The 25,032-nt window shown below is 73.8% G+C and carries 26 protein-coding genes; 11 read left to right on the top strand and 15 right to left on the bottom strand.

Translation table 11 applies throughout. The features are described from left to right. Positions 1-9 precede the first annotated feature (9 nt). The gene (locus O7611_RS28240) at positions 10-1,245 is read right to left on the bottom strand and encodes an ATP-binding protein (protein ID WP_194800315.1); all 1,236 of its coding nucleotides are present in this window, start codon (positions 1,243-1,245) and stop codon (positions 10-12) included. 143 nt (positions 1,246-1,388) lie between these two features. Then, positions 1,389-2,240, bottom strand: a complete 852-nt coding sequence (locus tag O7611_RS28235; protein WP_228531853.1) for an LppU/SCO3897 family protein — start codon at positions 2,238-2,240, stop codon at positions 1,389-1,391. A gap of 85 nt (positions 2,241-2,325) precedes the next feature. Between O7611_RS28235 and O7611_RS28230 the strand changes: the two genes are divergently transcribed. Both O7611_RS28230 and O7611_RS28225 read left to right on the top strand, forming a co-directional pair. Beyond that, positions 2,326-3,333, top strand: a complete 1,008-nt coding sequence (locus O7611_RS28230; RefSeq protein ID WP_228531854.1) for an EamA family transporter — start codon at positions 2,326-2,328, stop codon at positions 3,331-3,333. A gap of 11 nt (positions 3,334-3,344) precedes the next feature. Further along, the gene (locus O7611_RS28225; RefSeq protein ID WP_194800316.1) at positions 3,345-3,974 is read left to right on the top strand and encodes a prepilin peptidase; all 630 of its coding nucleotides are present in this window, start codon (positions 3,345-3,347) and stop codon (positions 3,972-3,974) included. 30 nt (positions 3,975-4,004) lie between these two features. Here the strand turns inward: O7611_RS28225 and O7611_RS28220 are convergent, their stop codons facing one another. The 5 genes from O7611_RS28220 to O7611_RS28200 form a co-directional block, all read right to left on the bottom strand. Continuing rightward, positions 4,005-7,190, bottom strand: a complete 3,186-nt coding sequence (locus O7611_RS28220) for a UvrD-helicase domain-containing protein (RefSeq protein WP_269697855.1) — start codon at positions 7,188-7,190, stop codon at positions 4,005-4,007. Positions 7,191-7,284: 94 nt separating this feature from the next. Next, on the bottom strand, positions 7,285-8,547 hold the full coding sequence (locus tag O7611_RS28215) for a metallophosphoesterase (protein WP_269697854.1): 1,263 nt from the start codon (positions 8,545-8,547) through the stop codon (positions 7,285-7,287). Positions 8,548-8,567: 20 nt separating this feature from the next. Next, the gene (locus O7611_RS28210; protein ID WP_194800319.1) at positions 8,568-8,813 is read right to left on the bottom strand and encodes a MoaD/ThiS family protein; all 246 of its coding nucleotides are present in this window, start codon (positions 8,811-8,813) and stop codon (positions 8,568-8,570) included. Positions 8,814-8,815: 2 nt separating this feature from the next. Further along, on the bottom strand, positions 8,816-9,832 hold the full coding sequence (moaA, locus tag O7611_RS28205) for a GTP 3',8-cyclase MoaA (RefSeq protein WP_194800320.1): 1,017 nt from the start codon (positions 9,830-9,832) through the stop codon (positions 8,816-8,818). Then, positions 9,829-10,743 (bottom strand): fructosamine kinase family protein, encoded by a 915-nt coding sequence (locus O7611_RS28200; protein WP_194800321.1) that lies wholly within the window; start codon positions 10,741-10,743, stop codon positions 9,829-9,831. Before O7611_RS28200 ends, moaA begins: the two co-directional genes overlap by 4 nt. 152 nt (positions 10,744-10,895) lie before the next feature. On the opposite strand from O7611_RS28200, the gene O7611_RS28195 reads away from it, so the two are divergent. Then, positions 10,896-12,059 carry a DUF4192 domain-containing protein gene (locus tag O7611_RS28195; protein WP_194800322.1) on the top strand — a complete coding sequence of 388 codons (1,164 nt, stop codon included), beginning with the start codon at positions 10,896-10,898 and terminating at the stop codon, positions 12,057-12,059. A gap of 39 nt (positions 12,060-12,098) precedes the next feature. Here O7611_RS28195 and fdhD read toward each other — a convergent pair whose 3' ends face one another. Next, entirely contained in the window at positions 12,099-12,953 is an 855-nt protein-coding gene (gene fdhD, locus O7611_RS28190) for a formate dehydrogenase accessory sulfurtransferase FdhD (protein WP_194800323.1), read from the bottom strand. Between the two features lie 259 nt (positions 12,954-13,212). On the opposite strand from fdhD, the gene mobA reads away from it, so the two are divergent. The 3 genes from mobA (at position 13,213) to O7611_RS28175 (ending at position 15,445) form a co-directional block, all read left to right on the top strand. Beyond that, entirely contained in the window at positions 13,213-13,971 is a 759-nt protein-coding gene (gene mobA, locus O7611_RS28185) for a molybdenum cofactor guanylyltransferase (protein WP_194800324.1), read from the top strand. Beyond that, the gene (locus tag O7611_RS28180) at positions 13,968-14,225 is read left to right on the top strand and encodes a DUF6457 domain-containing protein (protein ID WP_013289326.1); all 258 of its coding nucleotides are present in this window, start codon (positions 13,968-13,970) and stop codon (positions 14,223-14,225) included. Before mobA ends, O7611_RS28180 begins: the two co-directional genes overlap by 4 nt. Before the next feature lie 65 nt (positions 14,226-14,290). Further along, positions 14,291-15,445, top strand: a complete 1,155-nt coding sequence (locus O7611_RS28175; protein ID WP_269697853.1) for a T3SS (YopN, CesT) and YbjN peptide-binding chaperone 1 — start codon at positions 14,291-14,293, stop codon at positions 15,443-15,445. Between the two features lie 7 nt (positions 15,446-15,452). Here O7611_RS28175 and O7611_RS28170 read toward each other — a convergent pair whose 3' ends face one another. Both O7611_RS28170 and O7611_RS28165 read right to left on the bottom strand, forming a co-directional pair. Continuing rightward, on the bottom strand, positions 15,453-16,409 hold the full coding sequence (locus tag O7611_RS28170; RefSeq protein WP_269697852.1) for a zinc-binding dehydrogenase: 957 nt from the start codon (positions 16,407-16,409) through the stop codon (positions 15,453-15,455). A 61-nt stretch (positions 16,410-16,470) separates the two neighbouring features. Next, entirely contained in the window at positions 16,471-16,929 is a 459-nt protein-coding gene (locus tag O7611_RS28165) for an Lrp/AsnC family transcriptional regulator (protein ID WP_013289323.1), read from the bottom strand. A 59-nt stretch (positions 16,930-16,988) separates the two neighbouring features. Between O7611_RS28165 and ddaH the strand changes: the two genes are divergently transcribed. Next, entirely contained in the window at positions 16,989-17,822 is an 834-nt protein-coding gene (ddaH, locus tag O7611_RS28160) for a dimethylargininase (RefSeq protein WP_269697851.1), read from the top strand. A gap of 78 nt (positions 17,823-17,900) precedes the next feature. Here ddaH and O7611_RS28155 read toward each other — a convergent pair whose 3' ends face one another. Both O7611_RS28155 and O7611_RS28150 read right to left on the bottom strand, forming a co-directional pair. After that, positions 17,901-19,124, bottom strand: a complete 1,224-nt coding sequence (locus O7611_RS28155; RefSeq protein ID WP_194800329.1) for an ABC transporter substrate-binding protein — start codon at positions 19,122-19,124, stop codon at positions 17,901-17,903. 49 nt (positions 19,125-19,173) lie between these two features. Further along, positions 19,174-20,001 (bottom strand): alpha/beta hydrolase family protein, encoded by an 828-nt coding sequence (locus O7611_RS28150; protein WP_269697850.1) that lies wholly within the window; start codon positions 19,999-20,001, stop codon positions 19,174-19,176. 57 nt (positions 20,002-20,058) lie between these two features. Between O7611_RS28150 and O7611_RS28145 the strand changes: the two genes are divergently transcribed. Then, positions 20,059-20,649 (top strand): bacterial proteasome activator family protein, encoded by a 591-nt coding sequence (locus tag O7611_RS28145; protein ID WP_135242545.1) that lies wholly within the window; start codon positions 20,059-20,061, stop codon positions 20,647-20,649. 36 nt (positions 20,650-20,685) lie between these two features. Here O7611_RS28145 and O7611_RS28140 read toward each other — a convergent pair whose 3' ends face one another. From O7611_RS28140 to O7611_RS28130, 3 genes are all read right to left on the bottom strand, one after another. Further along, on the bottom strand, positions 20,686-21,498 hold the full coding sequence (locus O7611_RS28140) for an HAD family hydrolase (RefSeq protein WP_194800331.1): 813 nt from the start codon (positions 21,496-21,498) through the stop codon (positions 20,686-20,688). Continuing rightward, positions 21,498-22,319 (bottom strand): HAD family hydrolase, encoded by an 822-nt coding sequence (locus O7611_RS28135; RefSeq protein ID WP_269697849.1) that lies wholly within the window; start codon positions 22,317-22,319, stop codon positions 21,498-21,500. Before O7611_RS28135 ends, O7611_RS28140 begins: the two co-directional genes overlap by 1 nt. A gap of 167 nt (positions 22,320-22,486) precedes the next feature. Then, positions 22,487-23,176 carry a hypothetical protein gene (locus O7611_RS28130; protein ID WP_228531856.1) on the bottom strand — a complete coding sequence of 230 codons (690 nt, stop codon included), beginning with the start codon at positions 23,174-23,176 and terminating at the stop codon, positions 22,487-22,489. 163 nt (positions 23,177-23,339) lie between these two features. On the opposite strand from O7611_RS28130, the gene O7611_RS28125 reads away from it, so the two are divergent. The 3 genes from O7611_RS28125 to O7611_RS28115 all read left to right on the top strand — a co-directional run bounded on the left by O7611_RS28125 (position 23,340) and on the right by O7611_RS28115 (position 25,017). Next, on the top strand, positions 23,340-23,768 hold the full coding sequence (locus tag O7611_RS28125; protein ID WP_013289315.1) for an OsmC family protein: 429 nt from the start codon (positions 23,340-23,342) through the stop codon (positions 23,766-23,768). A gap of 89 nt (positions 23,769-23,857) precedes the next feature. Beyond that, the gene (locus O7611_RS28120) at positions 23,858-24,202 is read left to right on the top strand and encodes a metallopeptidase family protein (protein WP_194800433.1); all 345 of its coding nucleotides are present in this window, start codon (positions 23,858-23,860) and stop codon (positions 24,200-24,202) included. Positions 24,203-24,297: 95 nt separating this feature from the next. After that, complete coding sequence (locus O7611_RS28115) at positions 24,298-25,017, top strand: AIM24 family protein (protein ID WP_064448083.1); 720 nt, start codon at positions 24,298-24,300, stop codon at positions 25,015-25,017. Positions 25,018-25,032: the final 15 nt, after the last annotated feature.

Here is a 25,032-nt window from a genome sequence, read left to right as displayed (position 1 = left end):
GAGCAGCGGTCAGGCGGGCTGGGTACGCAGGTAGCGGCCGAAGTGCGGCACGGTGAACGCCACCGTCCCCCGCTCGCCGGAGTAGATCAGCCCCTTCTTGATCAGCGCGTCACGCGCCGGGGAGAGGCTGGCCGGCTTGCGGCCGAGCGCGCGGGCGATCTCGGCGGTCGGCACCGCCGCGTCCATGTCGTCCCGGCCGCCCTCCTCACCGTCCACCAGCGCCAGCGTCGCCATCGCGCGCATGTACTCGCGTTCGGCAGGGGTGGCCCGTTCGAACCGGGAGCCGAAGAACCCCACCGCCAGTTCGGCCTCCGCCTCGGGCGCGGCCACCCGGACGTCCGCCGCGGTGATCGGTGAGCGGGGCGCGTGGTCCCAGGTGGCCTTCCCGTACGCCTGGACGAAGTAGGGATAGCCACCCGACTTCTCGTAGAGCAGGTCGAGCGCCTTCTGCTCGTACTCGACCTGCTCCCGCTCGGCCGGCGCGCAGAGCGCCTGGTCGGCGGCGATCCGGTCGAGCCGGTCGATGCGCTGGTAGCGGTAGAGCCGCTCGGAGTACGACTTGGCGGCGCTGAGCACGGCCGGCAGGTGCGGCAGACCCGCGCCCACGACGATGAGCGGCGCGCCGAGCTGGGACAGCTCGTGGCAGGCGGCGCAGAGCGCGGAGACGTCCTCGGCGCCGACGTCCTGCATCTCGTCGATGAAGATCGCGATGCCGGTGCCGACGTCGGTGGCGACCGCCGCCGCGTCGCTGAGCAGCTCGACAAGGTCGATCTCGATGTCGCCGGAGTCGGCGCGTCCGCTGCTCGCCGGTACGTCGATGCCGGGCTGCCAGCGGTCGCGCAGCTTGGGCGCCGCGCCGCCCCGACCGGTGGGCGCGGAGCGTTGCGCGAAGGCCTTGAGGACGCCGAGGAACGCGTCGATCCGGTCCGGGGCGCGGTGCCGGGGCGCGAGTTCGCGGACCGCCATGTGCAGCGCGGCGGCGATCGGGCGGCGCAGTGACTGGTCCGGCCGGGCCTCGATCTTGCCGGTGCCCCAGAGGTGGTTGATCGCCTCGGAACGCAGCGTGTTGAGCAGGACCGTCTTGCCGACTCCCCGCAGGCCGGTGAGCATCAGGCTGCGTTCGGGGCGACCACGGGCGATCCGTTCCAGCACCACGTCGAAGACGTCCAGTTCCCGCCCCCGCCCGGCGAGTTCGGGCGGGCGCTGCCCGGCGCCCGGTGCGTACGGGTTGCGGACCGGATCCACGAATCGCACAGTATCGGGTTCTCTAGCGACCAGGCTAGATGCGCGTAGAGGCGGCTACCGCGTGTCGGCCTCGATACAAAACTAGGGCTGTCTAGCGTGGATGCTAGACAGCCCTAGTTTTGGTTACCGACAGGCGGACAGGGTCAGCGGCGCTTCAGGCAGAGCACGAAGTCGAGCGTGTCCAGCTCGCTGTCGAAGAAGTACCAGTCGGTGTAACCGGCCACCTTCCCGCACTTGGCCTCCGCGTCCTTCTTGCCGCTCGTCGCGCCGTCGATGCGGCGCAGCACCTCGTACGTCTTCGGGGCGCAGTCGGCGATCACCAGCTTCGGCTGGCCGCCGCCACCCTCGTTGGCGACGCACTGGCCCGCCTTGACGAAACGCGGATCGGTCGACGAGGCCGGAGCCGCCGTCGTAGGCGTCGTGTCGGCCGGCTCGCTCGGCGGCGCGGCCTCGCCGGTCGGATCCGCGGCCGGTCCAGTGGCGGCCGTGGTGCCGCCGGTCGGCGTCTGCTCGTCCCGGCCCAGCATCCAGTACGCCCCGGCGCCGCCCAGCAGCAGCACGGCCAGCACGATCACCACCACAAGCAGCGGGCCCTTCCCGCGCTTCGGCGGCGGCGTCGGCTCGGCGTACGGCGGCTGACCACCCCCGTACTGCGGCCCGGCATAGAGGTCACCCGGGTGACCCTGCTGCGGGGACCAGGCCGGGCCCGGCTCGAAGCGCTGCGTCGGCGGCCCGTACTGATCGGCCGGCGGGCCGTACCGGTCGGCGGGCCCGTACTGCTGGGTGGGCGGCCCGTACTGGTCGGGCGGGCCGTACTGGTCGGCGGGCGGCCCGTACGGCTGCGCGCCCGGCGGGCCGTACCGCGGATCCGGCTGCGGGGCGTAACGCGGGTCGCCCTGCGGAGCGTAGCGGGGGTCGGGCTGCGGGGCGTAGCCGTCGTCGGGCCGTCCCCAGGGGTCGGGAGAGCCGCCGCCCGGTGGACCGAAGTTCGACATGAACGCCTCCTGCGTACGCCAGTGCTGAGAGGCCGGCCACCAACTGGGGACGCCGACGCCGTGGCCACCGTAGCGTGGACAGACGATGAGCTCACGCCCCACGAGTGCGACGAACGTCGTCGATTCCGCGACGCCGCCGGCCCGCACCGCGCTGATCTGGACCGCCCTCGTGCTGGTCTACCTGCTGTGGGGCTCGACGTACCTGGGCATCCGGGTGGCCGTCGAGTCCCTGCCGCCACTGATCTCCGCGGCGATGCGGTTCGCCGGCGCGGCCGTGGTGCTCGCCGTCGTGCTGCGCCTGCGGCGGGGACCCGGCGCGCTGCGGGTGCCCGCGCGTCGCGTCGGCTCCGCCGCGCTGATCGGCGTGCTGCTGCTCGCCGGCGGCAACGGTCTGGTGGTGCTCGCCGAGTCCGGCCCGCCCGGGACCGCCGTACCGTCCGGTGTGGCGGCGCTGCTCGTCGCCACCGTGCCGCTGCTCGTGGTGCTGCTGCGGACGACGGGCGGGGACCGGCCGCGACCCTGGACGTTCCTCGGGGTGGCGCTCGGCTTCGCCGGTCTGGTCCTGCTCGTGCTGCCCCGCGACGGGGTCGACGGCGTGCCGGTGGCGGGCGCGCTGACTGTGGTCGCCGCGGCGACGAGCTGGTCGGTCGGCTCGTACCTGTCCGGGAAGATCCTGATGCCCGCGGACCCGTTCGTGGCCACCGTCTACGAGATGGTCGCCGGCGCGGCGGTGCTCGCGCTCGTCGGCGTGGCCCGGGGTGAGCTGCGCGGCTTCTCCTTCGCGGAGGTGACCGGCCGGTCCTGGGCGGCGATGGCCTACCTGATGGTGGCCGGATCCCTCGTCGCCTTCACCGCGTACGTCTGGCTGCTCGCCCACGCGCCGATCTCCCTGGTCTCCACCTACGCGTACGTGAACCCGGTGGTCGCGGTGGCACTCGGCGCGTTGTTCGTCGCCGAACCGATCACCTCGCAGGTGCTGATGGGCGGCGCGGTCATCGTGGTCGGCGTCGCGGTGGTGGTGAGCACCGAGCGTCCCCGCCGGTCCCCGCCACCAGCCGTCGACGGGACGGCCGGGGAGCCCGCCGGGCGGTAGCGTCCCCGCCCGTGTCGGCGCTGCTGGTGACGGGGATCGCCCTGCTCGGCGCACCAGCCGGGTGGGTGGCGGTGCCGGCCGGCCGGTCGCTCGTCGCGGTTCCCCCTGGCGGCGCTCCGCGCCGGAGCACGCTCGCCCTGGTCGGTGTCGTGGTGTTCGGCGGGCTCGCCGCCACCAGGGGCACCGACCCGGCACTGCCCGCGCTGCTGCTGGTCGCCGCCGCCGGGCTGGTCCTCACGGTCACCGACCTGACCGCGCTGCGGCTGCCCGATCCGCTCGTCGGCGTGGTCGCGCTCGGCGGCGGGCTCGGCCTCACCGCGGCCGCGACGGCGACCGGCGAACCGCGCCGCCTGGCCGTCGCGGTGGCCGGGGCCGCGCTCTCCTTCATCGGGTACGCGCTGCTGGCGCTGCTGCCTCGCGCCCGGCTCGGCTTCGGCGACGTGAAGCTCGCCGCCGCGCTCGGGCTGCCGCTGGGCTGGCTCGGCTGGCCGGCGCTGCGGCTCGGGCTGCTCCTGCCGCACGTGCTCGCCGGAGTCGCGGTGCTGGTCCTGCTCGCCGCCGGCCGGGTACGCCGGGACACGCCGGTGCCGTTCGGCCCGGCGCTGCTCGGCGGCGCGTGGCTCGCCGCCGTCCTCAACTGACCTGCGCGGTCGGCCGCGCGCCACGGGCGGTCAGATCAGCCGGAGCTGGTGGTCCTTCGGGCGGCGGGGCTCGGTTGCGTCCAGGCGCTCGAACAACGCCGGGTCAATTACATCGAGGAACGGCGACGGGCGGGTGTCGCGTTCCGCGCCGTGCCGGGCGCGGCGGCCCGCGTGGCTGACGTAGAGCCGGTCCTGCGCCCGGGTCAGCCCGACGAAGAACAGCCGCCGCTCCTCGGCCACCGCGTCGTCGTCCGGCTCGGAGCCGGGCCAGCGCAGCGGCAGCAGGCCGTCCTCGGCGCTGACCAGGAACACCACCGGGAACTCCAGGCCCTTCGCGGCGTGCAGCGTGAGCAGCGTGACCGCCTCGGCGCGCGGGTCCAGCGCGTCCACCTCCGCGCCGGTGGCGAGCTGGTTGAGGAACAGCTCCAGGTCGTCGCCGCAGCGCCGGGCCAGCGGGGTGAGCAGGTCCACCGCGGTGCGGACGTCCTCGGGGCGTACCGCGCCGGAACCGTCGAGCGTGGGCACCGCGAAGCGCTCGGCCAGGATCTGCCCGGCCTGGCGTACCCGGGCGGCGAGCGAGCCGTCAAGACCGGCGTGGCGCAGTTCGCGGGCGATCGCCGGCACGCCGGGACGGTCGCGCAGCCGGTCGTGCGAGCGCTTCTGCACCGGGATGTTCGCCCGGGCCAGCGCGTCCACGATCGGTGCGGCCTGAGCGTCGGTGCGGTACAGCACCGCGATGTCGGAGAAGGACAGCGAGGTGGCCCGCCCGTCGATCCGCCCCGAGTCCAGCGAGCGGTGGGACAGGCCGCCGACCAGCTCGTCCACGGTACGGGCCACGAAGTCGGCCTCGTCGTGGGCGGAACTCGCCGCGTACCGGCCGACCAGCGGCGCCTCCGGGTCGAGGCGGGCCGGGTCGAGGCGCCGGCCGCGCACCAGCGACGACGGCGCGATGGCCTGCACGGCGGCGGCCAGGATCGGCGCCGAGGAACGGTAGTTGCGGTTCAGGCGGACCAGCCGGGCGTCGGTGAAGTCCTGCGAGAAGCGCAGGAAGTAGCCCACGTCCGCACCCCGGAACGAGTAGATCGCCTGGTCCGGGTCGCCGATCGCGCACAGGTTGCCGTCCGGCGGGCTGAGCAGCCGCAGCAGGTCGTACTGCACCGCGTCGACGTCCTGGTACTCGTCGACGAAGATCCACTTCCACCGCTCGCGGTACTCCCGCACCAGCTTCCGGTCCCCCTTGAGCAGGGCCACCGGCAGCGTCAGCAGCTCGTCCAGGTCGACCAGGTCCCGCTTGCGCAGCAGTGCCACGTACCGCTCGTCGTCGTCACCGGCCTCGGCGCGCGCCGCCGCCCGGTCCGCGTCGTCGGCGATCCGGAAGTCCGCCGGCAGCCCGGCCGCCGCCGCGTTCTCCCGCAGCACGGTCAGGCCGAGCGAGTGGAACGTGCCGACTGTGACGTCCTCGGCGACCGGGCCGAGCAGCCCGTCCAGCCGGTGCCGCAGTTCCTCGGCCGCCCGCCGGGTGAACGTGATCGCCAGGCACTGGTCGGGGAAGACGTTCAGCTCCGCGCAGAGGTACGCGATCCGATGGGTGAGCGTCCGCGTCTTGCCGGTGCCCGGACCGGCCACGATGAGCAGCGGACCACCCGGCGCCGACGCGGCCACCCGCTGCATCGCGTCCAGCCGGTCCAGCAGGCCGGTGCCGACCTCCTCCATCCCGGCGAGCATCGGCTCGAACGGCTCGTGCGGGGACGGCGGCGGCGCGATCGGGGGCGCGGGCGGCGGCGTGCGCTTCGGCTCGGGCCGGGCCGCCGCCGGGCGCTTGGCCTTCGGCTTCGGCGCCGGCTCCGCCGGCCGCCGCTGCGCGGGCACCGGTACGTCGAACAGCGTCTCCTGCCCCGCGCGGGCACCCGAGGCGCCCAGCTCCGCCGGGTCGAACAGCGTAATCACGCCGTACTCGCCGTCGTAGCCCGGCACCCGGCGCACGTCGCCGCGGCGCAGCCGGCCGATGCCCTCCGCGAGCAGCTCGCCGCCGACCCGGCCGATCTCCTCGATCGGGGTACGCGTGAGGATCTCCAGCTCCGGGCCGAGCGCGGCGATCAGCTCGTTGAGCTTGCCCTCGACCTTCTTCGACCGCGCGCCGACCCGGTTCAGCTCACCCAGGATCTCGGCCAGCGGCACCAGATGCGTCACCTCGCGCGCGTGCGCCGGACGGTGCCCCACCGGCCGGTCCGCCAGCTCCTCGACCCGGCTGAGTACGCCCACTGTCAGCGGCTTGCCGCACTCCGGGCAGCGCCCACCCGCCTCGCGGGTCCGCTCCGGCGACCAGTTCACGCCGCACAGGCGGTGCCCGTCGGCGTGGTACTTGCCCTCCTCCGGGAAGAACTCCACGGTGCCCGCAAGACCGTCGCCGGTCCGCAGCGCCTCGCGGATCGCGAAGTAGTCGCGGGCGGCGGTCAGGACCGTCGCCTCCCGGGCCAGCGCGGGCGGCGAGTGCGCGTCCGAGTTCGACACCAGCTGGTAGCGGTCCAGGCTGCCGACCCGCCAGTTCATCTCCGGGTCGGACGACAGACCGGTCTCCACCGCGAAGATGTGTTCGGCCAGGTCGGCGTAGCAGTCGGCGATCGCGTCGAAGCCGGACTTCGAGCCGAGCGCGGAGAACCAGGGCGTCCAGATGTGCGCCGGCACCAGGTAGCCGTCCGGGCTCGCCTCCAGCGTGATCTCCAGCAGGTCGCGGGAGTCAAGCCCGAGGATCGGCCGGCCGTCCGAGCCGAGGTTGCCGATCCGGCCCAGCGCGGTGTTGAACCGGGCCACCGCGTCCAGGTCCGGCAGGTAGATCAGGTGGTGCACCTTGCGGGTGCGGTCGTCACGCTTGTAGATCGTGGAGATCTCCACGCTCAGCATGTACCGGACCGGGTCGGCCTCCGCCTCGCTTGCGAGCCGGGGCGGCAGCCGCCGGGCGACGTCCCGCTCCGCCTCGGGCGAGAGCCGGTACAGGCCCGGCTCGGCCGGGTGCAGCGTCTCCCGCAGGTGGTCGTACCAGGCGGGATGGGTGAAGTCGCCGGTGCCGAGCACGCCGATGCCCTTGCGCCGGGCCCACCAGGCCAGGTTCGGCAGGGTCAGGTCGCGGCTGCACGCGCGGGAGTACTTCGAGTGGATGTGCAGATCCGCGACGTACGGCGGGAGGCCACCGGGGGGTGCGGCGCTGAACGGAGGCACGCCGCATCCTGTCACGTCCGGTCCCCCGCCCGCCCGTCGCCACGCGTACGGGTGACCTGAGCAATGCGGTGCTGGACTCGGCGGCCCATGCACGCTATTGAGCGCGCAGCTCGACGAGCGTCACCTGGGGAGGCGCGCCCACCCGCACCGGCGGGCCCCAGAAGCCGGCGCCGTTCGTGACGTAGACCTTCGTGCCGTCGACCTCGCCGAGACCGGAGACGACCGGCTGTTCGAGCTTCACCGCCAGGTTGAACGGCACCATCTGGCCGCCGTGCGTGTGCCCGGAGAGTTGCAGGTCGACGCCGAACTTCGCCGCCTCCTGCGCGGCCACCGGCTGGTGCGCCAGCAGCACCACCGGGCGGCTCGGGTCGCGGTCGCCGAGGGCGGCGGCGTAGTCGGCGGGCGCGGCCACCCCGGTGCCGGCGGCGCTCACGTCGTTCACCCCGGCCAGGTCCAGCACACCGCCCCGGGCCTGGATCTCCTGCCGCTCGTTCTGAAGCACCCGCAGGCCGAGCCGGTCCACCTCGCGGACCCACTCCTCGACGCCCGAGTAGTACTCGTGGTTGCCGGTGACGAAGAAGCTGCCGTACCGGGACTGCAGGTCGCGCAGCGGTTCGGCGGCCTCGCCCAGCTCGGCCACCGTGCCGTCGACCAGGTCGCCGACCACCGCGACCAGGTCGGCGTCCATCCGGTTGATCATCGCGACGATCCGCTCGGTGTGCGCTCTGCCGCGCAGCGGCCCGAGGTGGATGTCCGAGACGGTGGCGATACGCAGGCCGTCCATGCTCCGGGGCAGCTTGGCCAGCGGGATCTGCACCCGGTCGAGCCGCGGCGGGCCCATCGCGGTGCGTACGCCGTACCCGGTGACGCCGGCGGCGGTGAGCCCGGCGAAGATCGCCGCCCCACGGGCGAGCAGCAACCGCCGGGAGGGGTCGTGGTCCGGCGCGGGGGTGCCGGCCGGGGGCACGTCGGCGTTGTCGACCGGCGGCGTCGTCGCACCCTCCGCCGTCGCCGCGCCCACGAGTGCGGGCTCGGGCTCCGGGCCGGCGGCGACCGCCGCGCGGGCCCGGCGGCGCAGCACGAGCCGGACGACAGCGGTCGGCACCTCCAGCACCAGCAGCAGCACCAGCAGGTAGAACATGAGCGCGACCCAGAGGTAGCCCGGCCAGGCCAGCCAGTACCAGCCGCTGCGGGTGCCCGCCATCGTCACCGGTACGAGCACCGCCAGCGCCGCGATCGCCACGCCACCGGCCCGGCGCCACCGCCCGGGACGCGTGGTGTCCCGGACCAGCCGCTGCCACAGGTAGAAGTGGATCAGGCCGATCACGAGCACGACGAAGCCCAGGAATGTCGCCATGGCCAGCACGTGTGCCCCCCTCAGCCGCCCGCGAAGGGCGGCAGCACGTCCACCGTCACCCCGGCCGGCAACAGTGCCCGTCGATCATGACAGGCCACGCCGTCGACCAGGAAACTCGCCGCCTTCAGCACCACCGCGAGGCGTTCGCCGTGCCGGGCGGCCAGTTCATCGAGGAGTTCGTCCAGGGACACGCCCGCGGATGCGGTCTCCTCGGGTCGTCCGGCGGCCGCGCGGGCGCCGGCGAAGTAGCGGACTGTGAGCTCCACCCTCAGCCTCCGATCGCCGACATCGAGCGCGCGGGCTGGAGGAACGTCGGGTCGTCGATGCCGTGCCCGGCCCGCTTGGCCCACATCGCGGACCGCCAGCGCCGGGCCAGCTCCTCGTCGTCCGCGCCGGCGCGCAACGCGCCGCGCAGGTCCGACTCCTCGGTGGCGAACAGGCAGTTGCGCACCTGGCCGTCGGCGGTGAGCCGGGTGCGGTCGCAGTCGCCGCAGAACGGCCGGGTCACACTGGCGATGACCCCGACCCGGGCCGGCCCGCCGTCCACCAGCCACGTCTCGGCCGGTGCCGCGCCCCGCTCGGACGGGTCCGGCGTCAGCGCGAACGCGGCGTGCAGGGAGGCCAGGATCTCGTCGGCGGTGACCATCGTCGATCGGTCCCAGCCGTGCTGCGCGTCGAGCGGCATCTGTTCGATGAACCGCAGCTCGTAGCCGTGCGCGAGCGCGAACCGGAGCAGCGCGGGCGCCTCGTCGTCGTTCGTGCCCCGCATCAGCACCGAGTTGATCTTCACGGGGGTCAGCCCGGCTTCCGCCGCGCCGGCCAGGCCGGCGAGCACGTCGCCGAGCCGGTCGCGGCGGGTCAGCGCGGTGAACCGGTCCCGGTCGAGGGTGTCGAGCGAGACGTTGACGCGGTCCAGCCCGGCCGCGCGCAGCGCGGACGCCATGCGGGCCAGGCCGATGCCGTTCGTGGTCAGCGAGATGCGCGGCCGGGGCGTGAGCGCGGCGACCGCCGCCACGATGCCGGGCAGGCCGGGCCGGATGAGCGGCTCACCGCCGGTGAAGCGCACCTCGGTGATGCCGAGCCGGGTCACCGCGACACCCACCAGCCGGACGATCTCGTCGTCGCTGAGCAGTTGCGGACCGGACAGCCAGGGCAGGCCCTCGGCCGGCATGCAGTAGGTGCAGCGCAGGTTGCACTTGTCGGTGAGGGAGACCCGAAGGTCCCGGGCGACACGGCCGTACCGGTCGGCGAGAACGCCGTCGGTCGTCGTCCGGGGGGTGCTCATCGGTCGACCGTAGCGCGGTCGAGCCCGCGGAGGGCGGCACGAGCGGTGGAACCCACGGCGTCCGCGTACGCCGCGCCGAAGATCGCGGCGTGCACGAGCAGCAGATGCAACTGGTGCAGCGGCACCCGCTCCCGCCACCCGTCGGCGAGCGGCCACGCCTCCCGGTAGGCCGCCATGATCCGGTCCAGGTGCGGCGGGCCGCCGAACAGCGCGAGCTGCGCCAGGTCGGTCTCGCGGTGGCCGCCGTGCGCGGCCGGGTCGACCAGCCACACCCGGTCGTCGGCGCCCCAGAGCAGATTGCCCGGCCAGAGATCGCCGTGCAGCCGGGCCGGCGGCTCGTCACCACCGAACTCACCGATCCGGTCGACGACCTGCTCGACGAGCGCCACCCCGGCGCTGTGCAGCGCGCCACGGTCGACCGACAGGCGCAGGTAGGGCAGGAGTCGGCGCCGGGCGAACCAGTCCGGCCAGGGACCGGGGTCGGGCGTGTTGTCCTGCGGCAGCGAACCGATGAACCCCGGCCAGTCCGCACCGAACGCGGGCGCGCCGGCGCGGTGCAGCCCGGCCAGGTCGCGGCCGAACGCCTCCGCGGCCTCCGGCGTCGGCTCGCCGGGCTCCACCCAGTCGAGCGCCAGCAGGTCGGGCAACACGACGAACACATCCGGTACGGGCACCGAGCCGGCCTCGCGCAGCCAGCGCAGCCCGGCCGCCTCGGCGGCGAAGAAGCCCTCCGGCAGCGGACGCGCGGCCCGTTCCGGCCACGTCTTGGCGAACACCGAGTGCCCGTCGTCCAGCGTGAGCCGGGAGGCGGCGCAGATGTCACCACCGGAGACCGGCGTCTCCCGGATCCGCTGGTGGGTCAGGAAGGTCGGCAGGTGCTCCGGGTGTGCCCGCAGGTACGCCAGGTCCATGTGCGCAAGGTAGCCGGTACCCCGGACATCCGTGTGCCGAGCGACGCCGCCGATCGCCACTGAGCTGTACAGATACGCTCCGTATCTGTGGACGGACGGCGTGTCGTCCACAGGGGCGGACGCGGTGGCACTGCACCGCCCACGCTCCCGGCATGAACTCCACCGAGCCAGCGCGCCTCTCCGTCCGCTCGCCGGCCGACATGGTCGCGGCCGTGCCCTACCTGCTCGGCTTCCACCCCGCCGACAGCGTCGTGGTGGTCGCGGTACGCGGCCGCCGCGTCGTCTTCGCCGCCCGAGGCGACCTGCCCGCACCGGGCGCCGACCCCGGCCCGGCGGCCCGGCACCTGGCGCAGGTGGTGGCCCGGCAGGACGCCGACGCCGCCACAGTCGTCGGCTACGGTCCGGCCGCCCGGGTGACGGGGATCGTGGACGCGATCGGTGACGCGCTGACCGCCACCGGGCTGGTGGTCCTCGACGCGCTGCGGGTCACCCACGGGCGCTGGTGGTCGTACCTGTGCGCCGAGCCGTCCTGCTGCCCGCCCGAGGGCACCCCGTACGACCCGGCCGCCAGCGAGGTCAGCGCGGCTGCCGTGTTCGCCGGTCAGGTCGCGCTGCCCGACCGGGCCGCGCTCGCGGCACAGGTGTCCCCGCTCGACGGGCCGGTCCGGCTCGCCATGCGCCGGGCCACCGCTCGGGCCCGTCTCCGCCTGGCCGCGCTCACCGGATCCCCGTCCGCATCATCGGCCGGAAGCCAGGTGAGCGGCGTACCGGCCGACGGCTCCGGGTCGGGCGGACAGTCGCCGGTCCCGGCCGACGGCCCCGGATCGGACGGGGAACTGCCGGTTCCGGCGGACGGTCCGGCATCGGGTGCGGCGCCGCGTGCGGTGCGGGCGGCGGGCACGGCAGCCGTGCGAGCCGCCTTTCGCCGCCAGCGGCGCGGCGAGCGGCTGGACGACGACGAGGTCGCCTGGCTGTCAGTGCTCCTCGTCCACGTCGCGGTACGCGATCACGCCTGGTCGCGCACCGACGGCCGGGACGAGGACATCAGCCTCTGGACGGACGTGTTGCGACGCGCCGAGCCGGACCTGATCGCCGCGCCGGGCTGCCTGCTCGCGTTCGCCGCGTGGCGCTCGGGGCACGGGGCACTGGCCGCTGTCGCCCTGGAACGGGTTTTGTCCGCCCACCCCGGCTACTCGCTCGCGGTGCTGCTCGACGAGGCGCTCCGGCGCGGAGTCGCCCCGTCCGCGCTGGACGGCCGGGGCGGTTCGAACGACGGCGCGGTGCTGCGGCGCCGCCGACGCCGGCCACGCGGATGAGCGCCCGCCGGGCCGGCCACGTCCGCGATCCCGGTGCCGTCAGCCGGCGACGCGCGCCGCCCCGGTGTAGACGTTCATGGTCGGTCCGCGCAGGAAGCCCACAAGCGTCATTCCGGCCTCCTCGGCCAGTTCGACCGCGAGCGTGCTCGGCGCGGACACCGCCGCGAGCAGCGGCACGCCCGCCATCCACGCCTTCTGGGTGAGTTCGAAGCTGGCCCGTCCGGAGACCAGCAGCACGTGCCCGGCCAGCGGCAGCCGCCCTTCCCGGGTGGCCCAGCCGAGCACCTTGTCCACCGCGTTGTGCCGCCCGACGTCCTCGCGCAGCACGACGAGTTCCCCGGCGGGGGTGAAGAGGCCTGCGGCGTGCAGGCCGCCGGTGCGGTCGAAGGCACGCTGCGCGGCACGCAGCCGGTCCGGCAGCCCGGCCAGCAGGTCGGCGGTGACCACCAGCGGGTCGTCCTGCACCGCGAACTGCGAGCGGGTGCGTACCGAGTCGATGCTCGCCTTGCCGCACACGCCGCACGAGCTGGTGGTGTAGAAGTTGCGCGACGGGTCGGTGACGGGCTCCGGAACGCCGGGCGAGAGCACCACGTCGACCACGTTGTACGTGTTCGGGGTCTCCGCCCCGGCGCAGAGCTGCGCGGTGTGCACGTCCTCCGCCGACCGGATCAGCCCTTCGGTGAGCAGGAAGCCGATGGCCAGGTCCAGGTCGTCGCCGGGGGTACGCATCGTCACCGCCAGCGGCCGGCGTCGACCCGGGCCGGCCGCGCCGACGCGGATCTCCAGCGGCTCCTCCACGGCCAGGGTGTCCTGCCGCCGGATCCGTCCTCGGCCGTCCCCGGCCGCGTCGAGGTCGATCCGCAGCACACCACGCCGATCAGTCGCCCGTCCCATGCCGCCATCCTCCCCGGCCACCCCGCCGCCCGCACCTCGCCCCAGGTCTTCCCACCCCCCACCCACCCCGGCCCCCGGCCGCCCCAGGGCCGGCCGGGGCCCGATGATCGACACCAGTTCGGCGAAGTGGCGGTATCGGAGGGCCCTGGATGCCACCACTTCGGCGGAAAGCAGTCGATCAACGTCGGAAAACCGCCGACAACGCCGGGCAGAGGTCCGAGCCGGGATGCGGCGACGTGGCTGTGGCTACTGTGAGGCGGTGACGGGGTACGCAGCGATCCTGCTCGCCGGTGGCGCGGCCCGGCGGATGGGCGGGGTGGACAAGCCGGCCCGGGCAGTAGGCGGCCGGCCGATGCTGCACCGGGTGCTGGATGCGGTGGCCGACGCGGACCAGCGGATCGTGGTCGGCTCGTCCGGCCCGCTGCCCAGGGGAGTCCGGACGGCCCGGGAAGAGCCGCCCGGGGGCGGTCCGGTGGCCGCCACGGCAGCCGGGTTGGCGTTGCTCGACCCCGGTACGACGACAGTCGCGGTGCTCGCCGCCGACCTGCCGCTGCTCACCACCGCGGCGGTGGCCGAGCTGCGACGCGCGCTCGCCGCCGCTCACTCCCGCGACGATCCACCGCCCGCGCTCGCCGCCCGTCACTCCCGCGACTACCCGCCGCCCGCGCTCGGCGCCGCAGCCGCCGGGCCAGAAGACGCACCTGCAGCCGCCGGGCCGGAAGACGTAGCCGCCGCCCGGCGGGAGGCGCTGGACGGCCGGTCCGCCGCGCTCGCCTGCTACGTGGACGGGGACGGCCGGCGCCAGCACCTCTGCGCCCTCTGGCGGGTACCGGCCCTGCGATCCGCCCTAGACCGGCTCGCCGCGACGCGGGACGGCTCGCTCGACGGGGCGCCGGTACGCGGGCTGCTGGCCGACCTCGCCGTACGCGAGGTGTCCTGGTCCGGCTCGGGGCCGCCGCCCTGGTTCGACTGCGACACTGACGAGGACGTACGCCGGGCGGAGGAGTGGACGAGATGACGGTGCTGGACGACTGGGTCACGGCGGTCTGCGCCGAGCTGGACCTGGACCCGGCGGGGGTGCCCGTGCCGACGGTGCTCGACGTGGCCCGGGACGTGGCCCACCAGGTGGTCCGGCCGGGCGCGCCGGTCACCGCGTACCTGCTCGGGCTGGCGGTGGGGCGCGGCGCGGACCCGGCCGCGGCGGCCGAGCGGCTCAGTGCGCTGGCCGGTTCCTGGCCGGTGGACCTGGGTGGTTCCACGCCTGAGGATTAGCGCCTCGCGCGGGATTCGGTCCCCTTCGCGCCTGGGTAGGGTGGCGGGAACGGACGGAGGCGATCATGACGGCGGACCACCCCTCGGAGCCGGTCGACGAGCCTGCCGGCGGCGCGCCGGAGCACCACGCCGCCGGCGCGACGCCGGCGCATCAAGCAACCGGCGGTACGCCGGAGCACCACGAGTCGATCCTGCTCGACGAGCCGACCACAGCCGATCTGCGGGCCAAGGTCACCGAGGCGTGGCGGGAGTTCGCCCGGGCGCTCGCCGACCGGCTGCGCGGGCTGCCTTCCGGCGGGCACCTGGAGGTCACGCTCGACCCGACCGCCTCGGGCACCGGCGACGCCGTCTACTCGGTGAGCGTGGACGCCGGCGGGGAGGGGCGTCTCTCGGCTCGCGCGGTCGGAAACGCCACGCTGCCGCAGGGCTACCGGCTGGACCGGGCGGCGGTGGCCGACATGGTGGCGCTCGGCTGGTCGCCGCCGGGCGTGGTGCCGGGTTCCGGCGAGCAGTTCGGGCTGGACTGCGGCACCGACGAGGCGACCCGGCTGGCCGCGGTGCTGTCCCGCACGCTGCGCGACGTCTACGGCGCCCCGCACCCGGCCTTCCTCGTCTACCTGGTGCACGACGCCGAGGGCGAGGCGCTTCCCGTGGAGCCGCTCGGTACCGCGCGCAGCGAGTTCGGCCCGGACCGCGACGTCGAGGCCGACCTGGACGAGGCGCTGGCCGCGGCGGCGGCCGCGCAGTCCGGCGAGAACGACGTGCTGGCCCTGGAGGAGCGGGTCCGCACCGTCGTGTCGACGATGCTGAAGTCCGCGTCCGACCAGCTCCAGGTCGACTCCGACGGCGACATCAACATCCGGGCCGGCTCGGCCATGGTCTTCGTCCGGGTGCGCGACAACCCGCCGCTCGTGGACGTCTTCTCGCCGGTGCTGACCGAGGTCGAGCCGACCGAGCGCCTCTACGTGAAGCTCTCCGAGCTGACCAACCGGATGCCGATCGGCCGGCTGTACTGCGCCGACGACACGGTGTGGGCCTCGATCCCGGTGTTCGGCCGCAACTTCCAGGCCACCCATCTGATGCTCGCGGTGCAGGTGATGACCGGTCTCGCCGACGAGTTGGACGACCGTCTGCACGGCGAGTTCGGCGGCAAGCGCTTCTTCGGCGAGGGCGACAAGCCGGCCCGGGCCGAGGAGCACCGCACCGGCATGTACCTGTGAGCGCTGCTCACCGCACGTCGAGCAGCGTCTTGCCCACGGTCTGACGGGCCTCGATCGCGGCGTGCGCGGCGGCGGCCCGTTCCAGCGGGAAGCGCTGCCCGATCAGCGGCCGCAGCCGCCCGGCCGCGCCCTCGGCGAGCGCCGCCTCGGTGAGGGCGCGCAGCTCGTCCGGGCCGGGCCGGGGGCGCAGCAGCGTCACCCCGCGCGCGGCTGCCGACTCGGCCGGGATGTCCGCCCAGGTGCCGCCGGCCAGCCCGAAGCTGAGCATCCGCCCGCCGCGGTCCAGCAGGTCGAACGCCTCCCGGGCGAGCGGCCCGCCGACGCCGTCGAACACCACGTCGACGGCGCCCACGGCGTCCCGGACCCGGTCGGTCCAGCCCGCCTGCCGGTAGTCGACCGCCACGTCGAGGCCGGCGGCGCGGAGCACGGCCACCTTCCGGGAGCCGCCGGCGGCGGCCACCACAGTCGCCCCGGCCGCCGCCGCCAACTGCGTGAGCAGCGAGCCGACGCCCCCGGCCGCCGCCTCCACCAGGACCCGGTCGCCTCGGCGCAGCCCGGCCGCCCGGGCCAGCATCAGGGCGGTCCGGCCGTCGGCCATCAGCGCCACCGCCGCGTCCAGCGGCAACCCCGGGGGTACGGGGACAGGCGCGCCCCGGTCGACGACGACGCGCTCGGCGTACCCGCCGGTGCCGCCGGTGGCGGTGACCACGACGCGGCCGGCGAGCGCCGGGTCGACGTCCGGTCCCAGCGCGGTGATCGTGCCGCCGACGCCGTTACCGGGAATCACCGGCAGTTCGGTGCCGAACGGCCCGAAGCCGCTGGCCCGGAACATCGTCTCGACGAACGTGATGTTCGCGTGTGCCACGTCGACGAGGACCTGGCCCGGTCCGGGTGCCGGGTCGGGTGCCGTCCCGGGCACGAGCACCTCCGGTCCGCCGAACTCCCGCAGCCACACCGCACGCATACCGCCCCCTCGCGTCTCGCCGGTCACGGGTGTCAGTGCACGACATGAAGCGGGGTTGAGGTCAAGGCGTGGACGGGCCGACGCCGGGGGACTCGACCAGCCGGGAGAGCACGATGGTGCTGCGGGACGAGGTGACGAACGATTCGGCGCGCAGCCGTTCCAGTGCCTCCTCCAGGTGGGAGATGTCCGCGGCGCGCAGGTGCACGAGCGCGTCCGCCTCGCCGGAGACGGTGTACGCGCCGACCACCTCGGGGTGGCGGCGGGCGGCGGCGCCGATCTGCGCCGGTGTGGTCCGGCCGGCGCAGAACAGCTCGACGAACGCCTCGGTGGTCCAGCCGACCGCGGCCGGGTCGACGACGGCGGTGAATCCCCGGATCACCCCGGCGGATCGGAGGCGGTCGACGCGTCGCTTGACGGCGGGGGCGGAGAGTGACACCCGGCTGCCGATGTCCGCATACGAGGCGCGAGCATCCGCGACGAGTAACGCAATGATTCGCTGGTCGACCGCGTCTATCTGCAACGTTCCGCTCCCGGGAAGCAATGCTTGTGGCTGTTACCAAAGTTGTACCGTACCTACTCTTGGTGACCGTGAACCAGCAGCGAGTCTCGCGAAAGCGGACATATCTCATGTGCTCGCCCGAGCACTTCACGGTCGAGTACGCGATCAACCCGTGGATGGACGTGACCACGCCGGTCGACGCCGACCTGGCGGTCAAGCAGTGGGACGGGCTGCGCGAGACGCTCGTCGGGCTGGGCCACGAGGTGAACCTGCTGACGCCCGCGGCGGGCCTGCCGGACATGGTCTACGCCGCGAACGGCGCGTTCGTGGTCGACGGCACGGTCTACGGCGCCCGGTTCAAGCACGAGCAGCGCTCCGCCGAGGCCGCCGCGCACCGCGCGTTCTACGAGCAGCAGGGCTGGCGGTTCATCGCGCCGAGCGAGACGAACGAGGGTGAGGGCGACTTCGCGTACCTGCCGGAGGCGCACGGCGGCCTGATCCTCGCCGGGTACGGCTTCCGGACCGAGCCGGCCGCGCACGCCGAGGCCCAGGAGGCGCTCGGGCGGCCGGTGGTCTCGCTGCACCTGGTCGACCCGCGCTTCTACCACCTGGACGTGGCGCTGGCCTCGATCGACGACGAGAACGTCGTCTACTACCCGGGCGCCTTCTCCGCCGCCAGCCAGAAGGTGCTGGCCCAGCTCTTCCCGGACGCGATCGTCGCGGACGACGAGGACGCGCTGGCGTTCGGCCTGAACCTGGTCAGCGACGGGCTCAACGTGGTGCTGAACAACGAGGCGACCCGGCTCGCCGGCAAGCTGAAGGCGGCCGGCTACCACCCGGTCCCGGTGGAGCTGGCCGAGCTGAAGAAGGGCGGTGGCAGCGTGAAGTGCTGCATCGCCGAGCTGCGGCACTGAGCCACGCTCGACGCCACGCCTCGGCGCGAAGGGCGGCCTCCCGGTGGGAGACCGCCCTTGCGCGCGTACGGGGGCCGGTCAGCCCAGCGTCGCCAGCTCGTTGATCACGACGTTGGAGAGCAGCCGGCCGTCGGTCTGCACCCGGCGCAGGTACCACTTCTGCTGCGGGGTACGGGTCTGGTTGAACTGCCAGGTGCCGCGCGGGCTGTCCACCTGGCCGACCTTGCCCAGCGCCAGGTTGACCTGCTGCGGCGAGGGGTTCCCCCCGGCCAGCCGGATCGCCTTGTCCAGTACCAGCGCGGCGTCGTAGGAGGCCATCGCGTACGTGGTGGGCGCCGAGTTGAACGTCTTCCGGTACGCCGAGGCGAAGATCCGGTTCGCGGTGTTGTTGAGGTCGGCCGAGTAGTTCAGCGCGGTCTCGATCCCGTACGTCTGGATGAGCTTGCGCTCGCGGCCCTTCTCGCCGTCGTCGAGCTGGTCGAGCGCGGTGCCCTCGGTGAGGAACCCGGGGGCGTAGATCGGACCCCGGTAGCCCTGGGCGTAGAGCTGCTTGACGAACTGCACGGCCTGCGCGCCGGAGTAGTGGCAGAACACCGCGTCCGGCTTGCGTTCGAGCGCCTTGCGGATCGGCCCCGAGTAGAGCGTCCGGGACGGGTTGGGGTCGTCCTCGGTGAAGATCGGGTCCTCGGTGAGCCGGCGGCCCCGCTCGTACGCGCGCCGCAGCCCTTCGATGACGTCCTGGCTGCCCGGGCCCCGGGTGCCGAAGATGGCGATCCGGCTGGAGGCGTCCAGCTTCTGGCGCAGGTACTCGCCGAGCGCCTCGCCGGGCTCGGTCAGCACGTACGAGGTACGCCAGATGTAGACGACGCCCTGGAGCGTCGACGGGGAGGCGTTGGAGCCCAGCAGGGGCACCCGGGCCTCCTCGACCGCGTCCTTGATACCGGTCATCACGGTGGGGCTGACCACGCCGGTGAGCGCGAGCACGCCCTCTTTGAGCAGCCGGTCGACGGCGGCCTTTCCGGTGGCGGCGGTGTCGCCCTCCTCGGCGGTCACGAGCGTGACCGGGTGGCCGGCGATCTGCTGGCCGCGCATGCTGAGGAAGAGCTGGAAGCCGTTGGTGATCTCGTCACCGATGGCCTTGTTCGCTCCACTGCCGGGCACGATCAGCCCGACTTTGATCGGGCTGCCGGATCCGGCCTGGTCCCCGGACTCGTCGTCCCCGGAGCCACAACCCGCCGCCAGTCCGGTGGTACCCAGCGCGGCCAGCAGTTGCAGCGCCCGCCTGCGGTTCATCTGTGCCACCGAATTTCCTTCCCGACGGGGTGGCCATGGTGCACACCCCTTCGGCGTTCTACCTGGTCGACGACGCTGCGTCAATGCCTTGAAGATCATCGTGAAGCGACCGCAACGCCGCCACCACCTGCGGCCACGCGGTGGAGCCCGGTGCGATCAGCCCGAAATGCTCGCATTCGGGCAGCTCAATGAGCGTGGCGGAGCCTCCGGCAGCGTGATCTGCGGCCACCCAGGACCGGCTGATCGCGATCGGAACCTGGATATCTTGATCACCGTGAATGACTACTGTGCGTGTTCGGATGGGTACCAATGTGGATGGATCGGCTGCCGCGTACCGGTCCGGCACGTCGTCCGGGCCGCCGCCGAGAAGCGCGGTCACCGCACCCTCGTCCAGGTCCAGCCGGTACGCCTGCGCGAGGTCGGCCACCGGCGCCAGCGCGAGCACCCCGCCGACCGTCTCCGGGGCGTGCGCGGCCGCGTACAGGGACAGGTGCCCGCCCGCGGAGTGACCGACCAGGATCGGCGGTACGGGCGCCACCCGGCCGGGCAGCGCGGCGGCGGCTAGTGCCGGCAGCGCGGCGATCCCGGCGCGGACGTCGGTGAGCGTGTGCGGCCAGCCACCGCCCGGCCGGCCGGTCCGCCGGTACTCGATCTGCGCGACCGGGTGGCCGAGCGCGGCCAGCGCCGCCGCCATCGGGCCGGTGTGGGCCCGGTCGTACTCCGCCCGCCAGAAACCGCCGTGCACCACGACCACGAGCGGCCGCGGCGGCCCGTCGCCGGCCGGCAGTCGCAGGTCGGCGCACTGGTCCGGGTGGTCGCCGTAGGAGACGGTGGCATCCGGGGGCGGGGACGGGCGGGTCAGCACCTCGCGTGGGTCGGAGAGCATGCGGCGACCGTAGCGTCCCCCGGACCGGCCGCGTGCACATGGTCGGCGTGGGTAAAGATGGGTGCCATGACCGAAGCGCACTCCGCCGGACACGACGACGAACAGGGCAACGATGGCATCCCGGGCACCGTGGTGGTGGTCGGGCCGGACGGCCGCCCGGTCGGCACGGTGCAGACCGACGAGGGCAAGGGCGAGGACCCGACCCGTCTGGTCGAGCAGCCGGCCAAGGTGATGCGGATCGGCAGCATGATCAAGCAGCTGCTGGAGGAGGTGAAGGCGGCGCCGCTCGACGACGCGAGCCGGCACCGGATGCGGGAGATCCACGAGCGCTCGATCGTCGAGCTGAAGGAGGGCCTCGCCCCCGAGCTGCGCGAGGAGCTGGAGCGGATCTCGCTGCCGTTCACCGAGCAGCAGGCGCCGAGCGAGGGTGAGCTGCGGATCGCGCACGCCCAGCTGGTGGGCTGGCTGGAGGGGCTGTTCCACGGCATCCAGGCCGCACTGGTGGCCCAGCAGATGGCCGCCCGCGTCCAGCTCGAGCAGATGCGTTCCGGCCGCCAGGCGCTGCCCAGCGGCCCGGGCGGCGTGATGCCGGGCATGCCGGGGATGCCCGGCGCCGGCGAGGGCCACGCGCCCGGCCAGTACCTGTGACCCGTCGGCCGGGGCGCCGCACGGTGCCCCGGCCGCTCAGTCCAGCTCGAAGACCTTCTCCAGGTACGCGGCCACGCCGTCCTCGGTGTTCGGCCCGGTGACCTCGTCGGCGATCTCCCGTACCGCCGGGTGGGCGTTGGCGACGGCCACCGCCCGTCCGGCCCAGGCCAGCATCGGCACGTCGTTGGGCATGTCGCCGAAGGCCACCACGTCCCGCTCGTCGACGCCGAGCCGCTCCGCGTACCAGGCCAGGCCAGCCGCCTTGGTCACGCCGGCGGCCGAGATCTCGATCAGCCCGCTGTACGACGAGTGGGTCGCCTCGGCCAGCCCCTCCAGCGCGCCCGCCACCACCTGGACGAACACGTCCGGGTCCTGCTCCCCGGCCCGGGCCAGCAGCTTCACCGCGGGCGCGGCCAGCAGCTCCTCCGGCGACTCGACGGCCCGGATCGCGTCGAGGTCGGCGTCCCAGCGCAGCGGGTAGTGCGCCTCGTGCCGCATCTGCCGGCTGTCCACGATCTCCACCGCGAAGCTCACCCCGGGCACCTCGGCGCGCAGCCGCCGGGCCACCTCCGCCAGCAGTTCCGGGGCGAGCGGGTCGGCCCGCAGCACCTGGTCGGTGGCCGGGTCGTACACCACCGCGCCGTTGGCGCAGATCGCCGGCAACGGCTCGGCGAGCTGCTCGTACACCATCTGGAGCCAGCGGATCGGACGGCCGGTGACCAGGACCACCGGCGTGCCGGCGGCGGCGATGCGGGCCAGCACCGCGGCGGTACGCGGGCTGAGCGTCCGGTCGTCGCGCAGCAGCGTGCCGTCGATGTCGGAGGCGACGAGCCGAGGTGGATCTTCCATCACCGGGAGAGTAGCCGGTCCAGGTAGACCGCGACGCCGTCGTCGTCGTTGCGCAAGGTGATCTCGTCCGCCGCGGCGCGTACCTCCGGGTGGGCGTTCGCCACCGCCACCCGGGCCCATCCCGCCCAGCCGAACATCGGCAGGTCGTTCGGCTGGTCGCCGAAGACCAGCACGTCGGCCGGGTCCACGCCGAGCCGTTCGGCGATGACGCTGAGCCCGCTGGCCTTGTCGGTACGCGGCGGGCAGATCTCGATGAAGCCGAGCCCGGCCTGGGTGAGCGTCGCCACGTCCGGCGGCACGATCGTCCGCGCCGCGGCCAGCAGCTCGTCCACGTGGTGGTCGGCGGTACGGGCGAACGCCTTGATCACGTCGCAGGAGAGGCACTCGACCCGGCTGCGGGCCTCGAACCGGTCCGGGTAGGGCCAGCTCGGGTGGTAGTCGCCCCAGAGCGGCGCGTCGTGTTCGTCCGACGCCTCCACCATGACCGTCAGCGGGCCGACGGCCGCCTCCAGGTCGGTGAGGATCCGGGCCAGCACCTCGCCGGGCAGCCGCTCGTCCCGCAGCACCAGGGGCCCCTCCGGGTCGCTCTGGTCCACCACCCGGCCGCCGCCGGCCATCACCAGGAAGTCGGCGGCCCGGATGTCGTTACGGGTGAGCTCGGTGAGGCGCGGTCCACGGCCGGTCGCGCCGACCACCGGGATCCCGGCGGACCGCACCCGGTCCAGCACCCGATGGGTGTACGCGGAGACGGTCTCGTCGCTGCGGACGAGCGTGCCGTCCAGGTCGGTGGCGATCAGCTTGGGCAGTCCCGGGCGGGTCATGGTTCCTCCTTCGCCCGCCGCCGTCACGCCGGCCGACCAGGTCCTCGGTGCCGCGACCATGGGACGGCGGGCAGCAACCGTATCTCGCGGAACGGGCGGCAACCACGGCTTTCCGGCGAATCGGCGGCGAAGCTCCGGTGGCCGCCGGACGCGCTGCCGGAGCTGGTTCAGTACGCCCGTTCGGGGCCTGCGAACGGCACCGTGGGCTGCACCGTCAGGTCCGCCGGGCCCGGCGGCACGTCGTCCTCGTCCGCCCGGCGGCGGCGCTCGGGCCGGTCCTCGTCCGGCTCCCCGTCGGTGGGCGTCCCGCCGGCTGCCCGGCCGGCCAGATGCAGCGCGGCCGCCAGCAGTGCGACGGCGACGAACGCGCTGACCAGGCCGCGTCCGTGCTCGACCTGAAGGCTCTGCTCGCTGACGAAGAACAGGATGCGCCGGGCCAACTGTTCGAGGGAGGCGGCGGTCGCGACCAGCACTCCGAGCACGGCCGCCGCGAGACCCAGCCCGGCCAGCCGGGCATGCTGCCGCACCGCCGGGGCACCGCGCAGCGCCAGCCCCACCGCCACCGACAGCCCGAGCAGGCCCACCAGGTACGCCGTACCGAGCCCGCCGATCTCGGAGATGCCGCTGGTCAGCCGGGCCGGTGCGTCCTCGCCCCGGGTCTCGGCCGGCACCGTGATCGCCAGCCACTCGCCGATCAGCGAGGCGAGCGCGGCTACCGCGCCGAGCCCGGTGAGCACGGGCGGCAGGCGGCGGTCCCGGCCCAGCGCGGCGAGCGAGCGCGCGGCCCGGCCGGACGACTCCGGCTCGGTGTCGCCCCACTCGACGATCGTGGTGTCGTCGGACCTGGTGTCCTGCATGGGGATTCGCTTGTCCTGCCGGGGAACGGGGAGATCCTGCGACATGGCCACCCTTCCCGTACGCGGGCCTGCGTCGAATCATGGCACAGCCCGCTCCCGCCGGCCCGGATCGCGACCCCGGGGTCCGGTGCGGGGCGGCTCGCTTTCGGTTAGCGTCGGTGCCATGCCTATCCGTACCGCATCCGCTCGCTGGCAGGGCAACCTCACCGAGGGGTCCGGCACCGTCCGCACCGGCAAGGGCGGCCTGTCCGGCAACTACTCCTTCAAGTCGCGCTTCGAGGAGGGCGAGGGCACCAACCCCGAGGAGCTGATCGGCGCCGCGCACGCCGGTTGCTTCTCGATGGCCCTCTCCAAGCAGCTCGCCGACGCCGGCGCCCAGGAGACCGCGGTGGAGACCACCGCCAAGGTGCACTTCGACAAGACCGACGCCGGCATGACAGTGACCCGCATCGACCTGGAGACCGTGGGCCAGGTTCCCGGCATCGACCAGGCCGAGTTCACCAAGCTCGCCGAGGCGGCCAAGGAGAACTGCCCGATCTCCCGGCTGCTGTCGCCGGGCGCGCAGATCACGCTGAACGCCCGTCTGGCCTGACATCGCGTACGGCACGGCGGGGGTGTCCTGCGGGACGCCCTCGCCGTGCGGTGTGCCCGATCCGGAGGGAGTGACCGGGCCGCGTGGCCGTGGAGATGAGCCGGGACCGGTTCGAGGAACTGGTCGGCGAGGCGCTCGACGAGGTGCCCGAGGAACTGCTCGGGTTGATGAGCAACGTGGTCATCCTGGTGGAGGACGACCCGCCGCCGGGTGAGGACCTGCTCGGCCTGTACGAGGGGCACGCGCTCACCTCTCGCGGCTGGGACTACTCCGGTGTGCTGCCCGACCGCATCCTGATCTACCGCAACCCGATCCTGGCGATCTGCGACACCGACGACGACGTCGTCGACGAGGTCGCGATCACAGTGGTGCACGAGATCGCCCACCACTTCGGCATCGACGACGATCGTCTGCACGCCCTGGGCTGGGGCTGACCGGCCTCCGGCGCGTCCCCGCCCGGCTGATTCCGGCGGTTGCGCCGGTCCCCTAACCTGCGGGTCAGGCAGATCCTGATGCAGGAGGAAAACCCATGCGCAGCGCGCTGTTCTCCGCGGAGAACCTTGAGAAGGAGTCCCAGCAGCCGGGCATGCGGTTGCAGAACTCCAAGATGCTGAAGATCGAGCTGAACGGCGAGGCGATGGCCCGGGTCGGGTCGATGGTCGCCTACCAGGGGCAGGTGCAGTTCCAGGCGCTCGGCTCCGGCGGCATCGGCAAGTTCATCAAGCAGCGGCTCACCGGTGAGGGCGTGCCGCTGATGAAGGTCTCCGGGCGCGGCGACGTCTTCCTCGCCGACTTCGCCAAGGACGTGCACGTCATCGACCTGGAGCCGGGCGACGCGCTGTCCATCAACGGCTCCAGCGTGCTGGCGTTCGACTCGACGCTCCAGTACGACATCAAGATGGTCGGCGGTGCCGGTTTCGCGTCCTCGTCCGGCCTGTTCAACTGCGTCTTCACCGGCCACGGCCGGATCGCCATCACCACAAAGGGCACCCCGGTGGTGCTGAACGTGGACGCCCCGACGTACGTGGACCCGCAGGCGGCGGTGTGCTGGTCGGCGAACCTCCAGACCGGCTACCACCGCGCGGAGCAGCTCGGCCTGGGCACGCTGCTCGGCCGCAGCACCGGTGAGGCGTTCACGATGAGCTTCGCCGGTCAGGGCTTCGTCGTGGTCCAGCCCTCGGAGGAGCCTCCGGTGGCCGGCAGCGGCTCCCAGCAGCAGGGCGGCGTGCTCGGCGGCCTGTTGCAGTGACCGTCCGGTGCCCGG

This window comes from Micromonospora sp. WMMC273, assembly GCF_027460285.1.
GTDB classification, from domain to species: Bacteria; Actinomycetota; Actinomycetes; order Mycobacteriales; family Micromonosporaceae; genus Micromonospora; species Micromonospora aurantiaca.
Note: the sequence above shows the minus strand (reverse complement) of the source record. Positions and strands in the feature narration are given on the sequence as shown.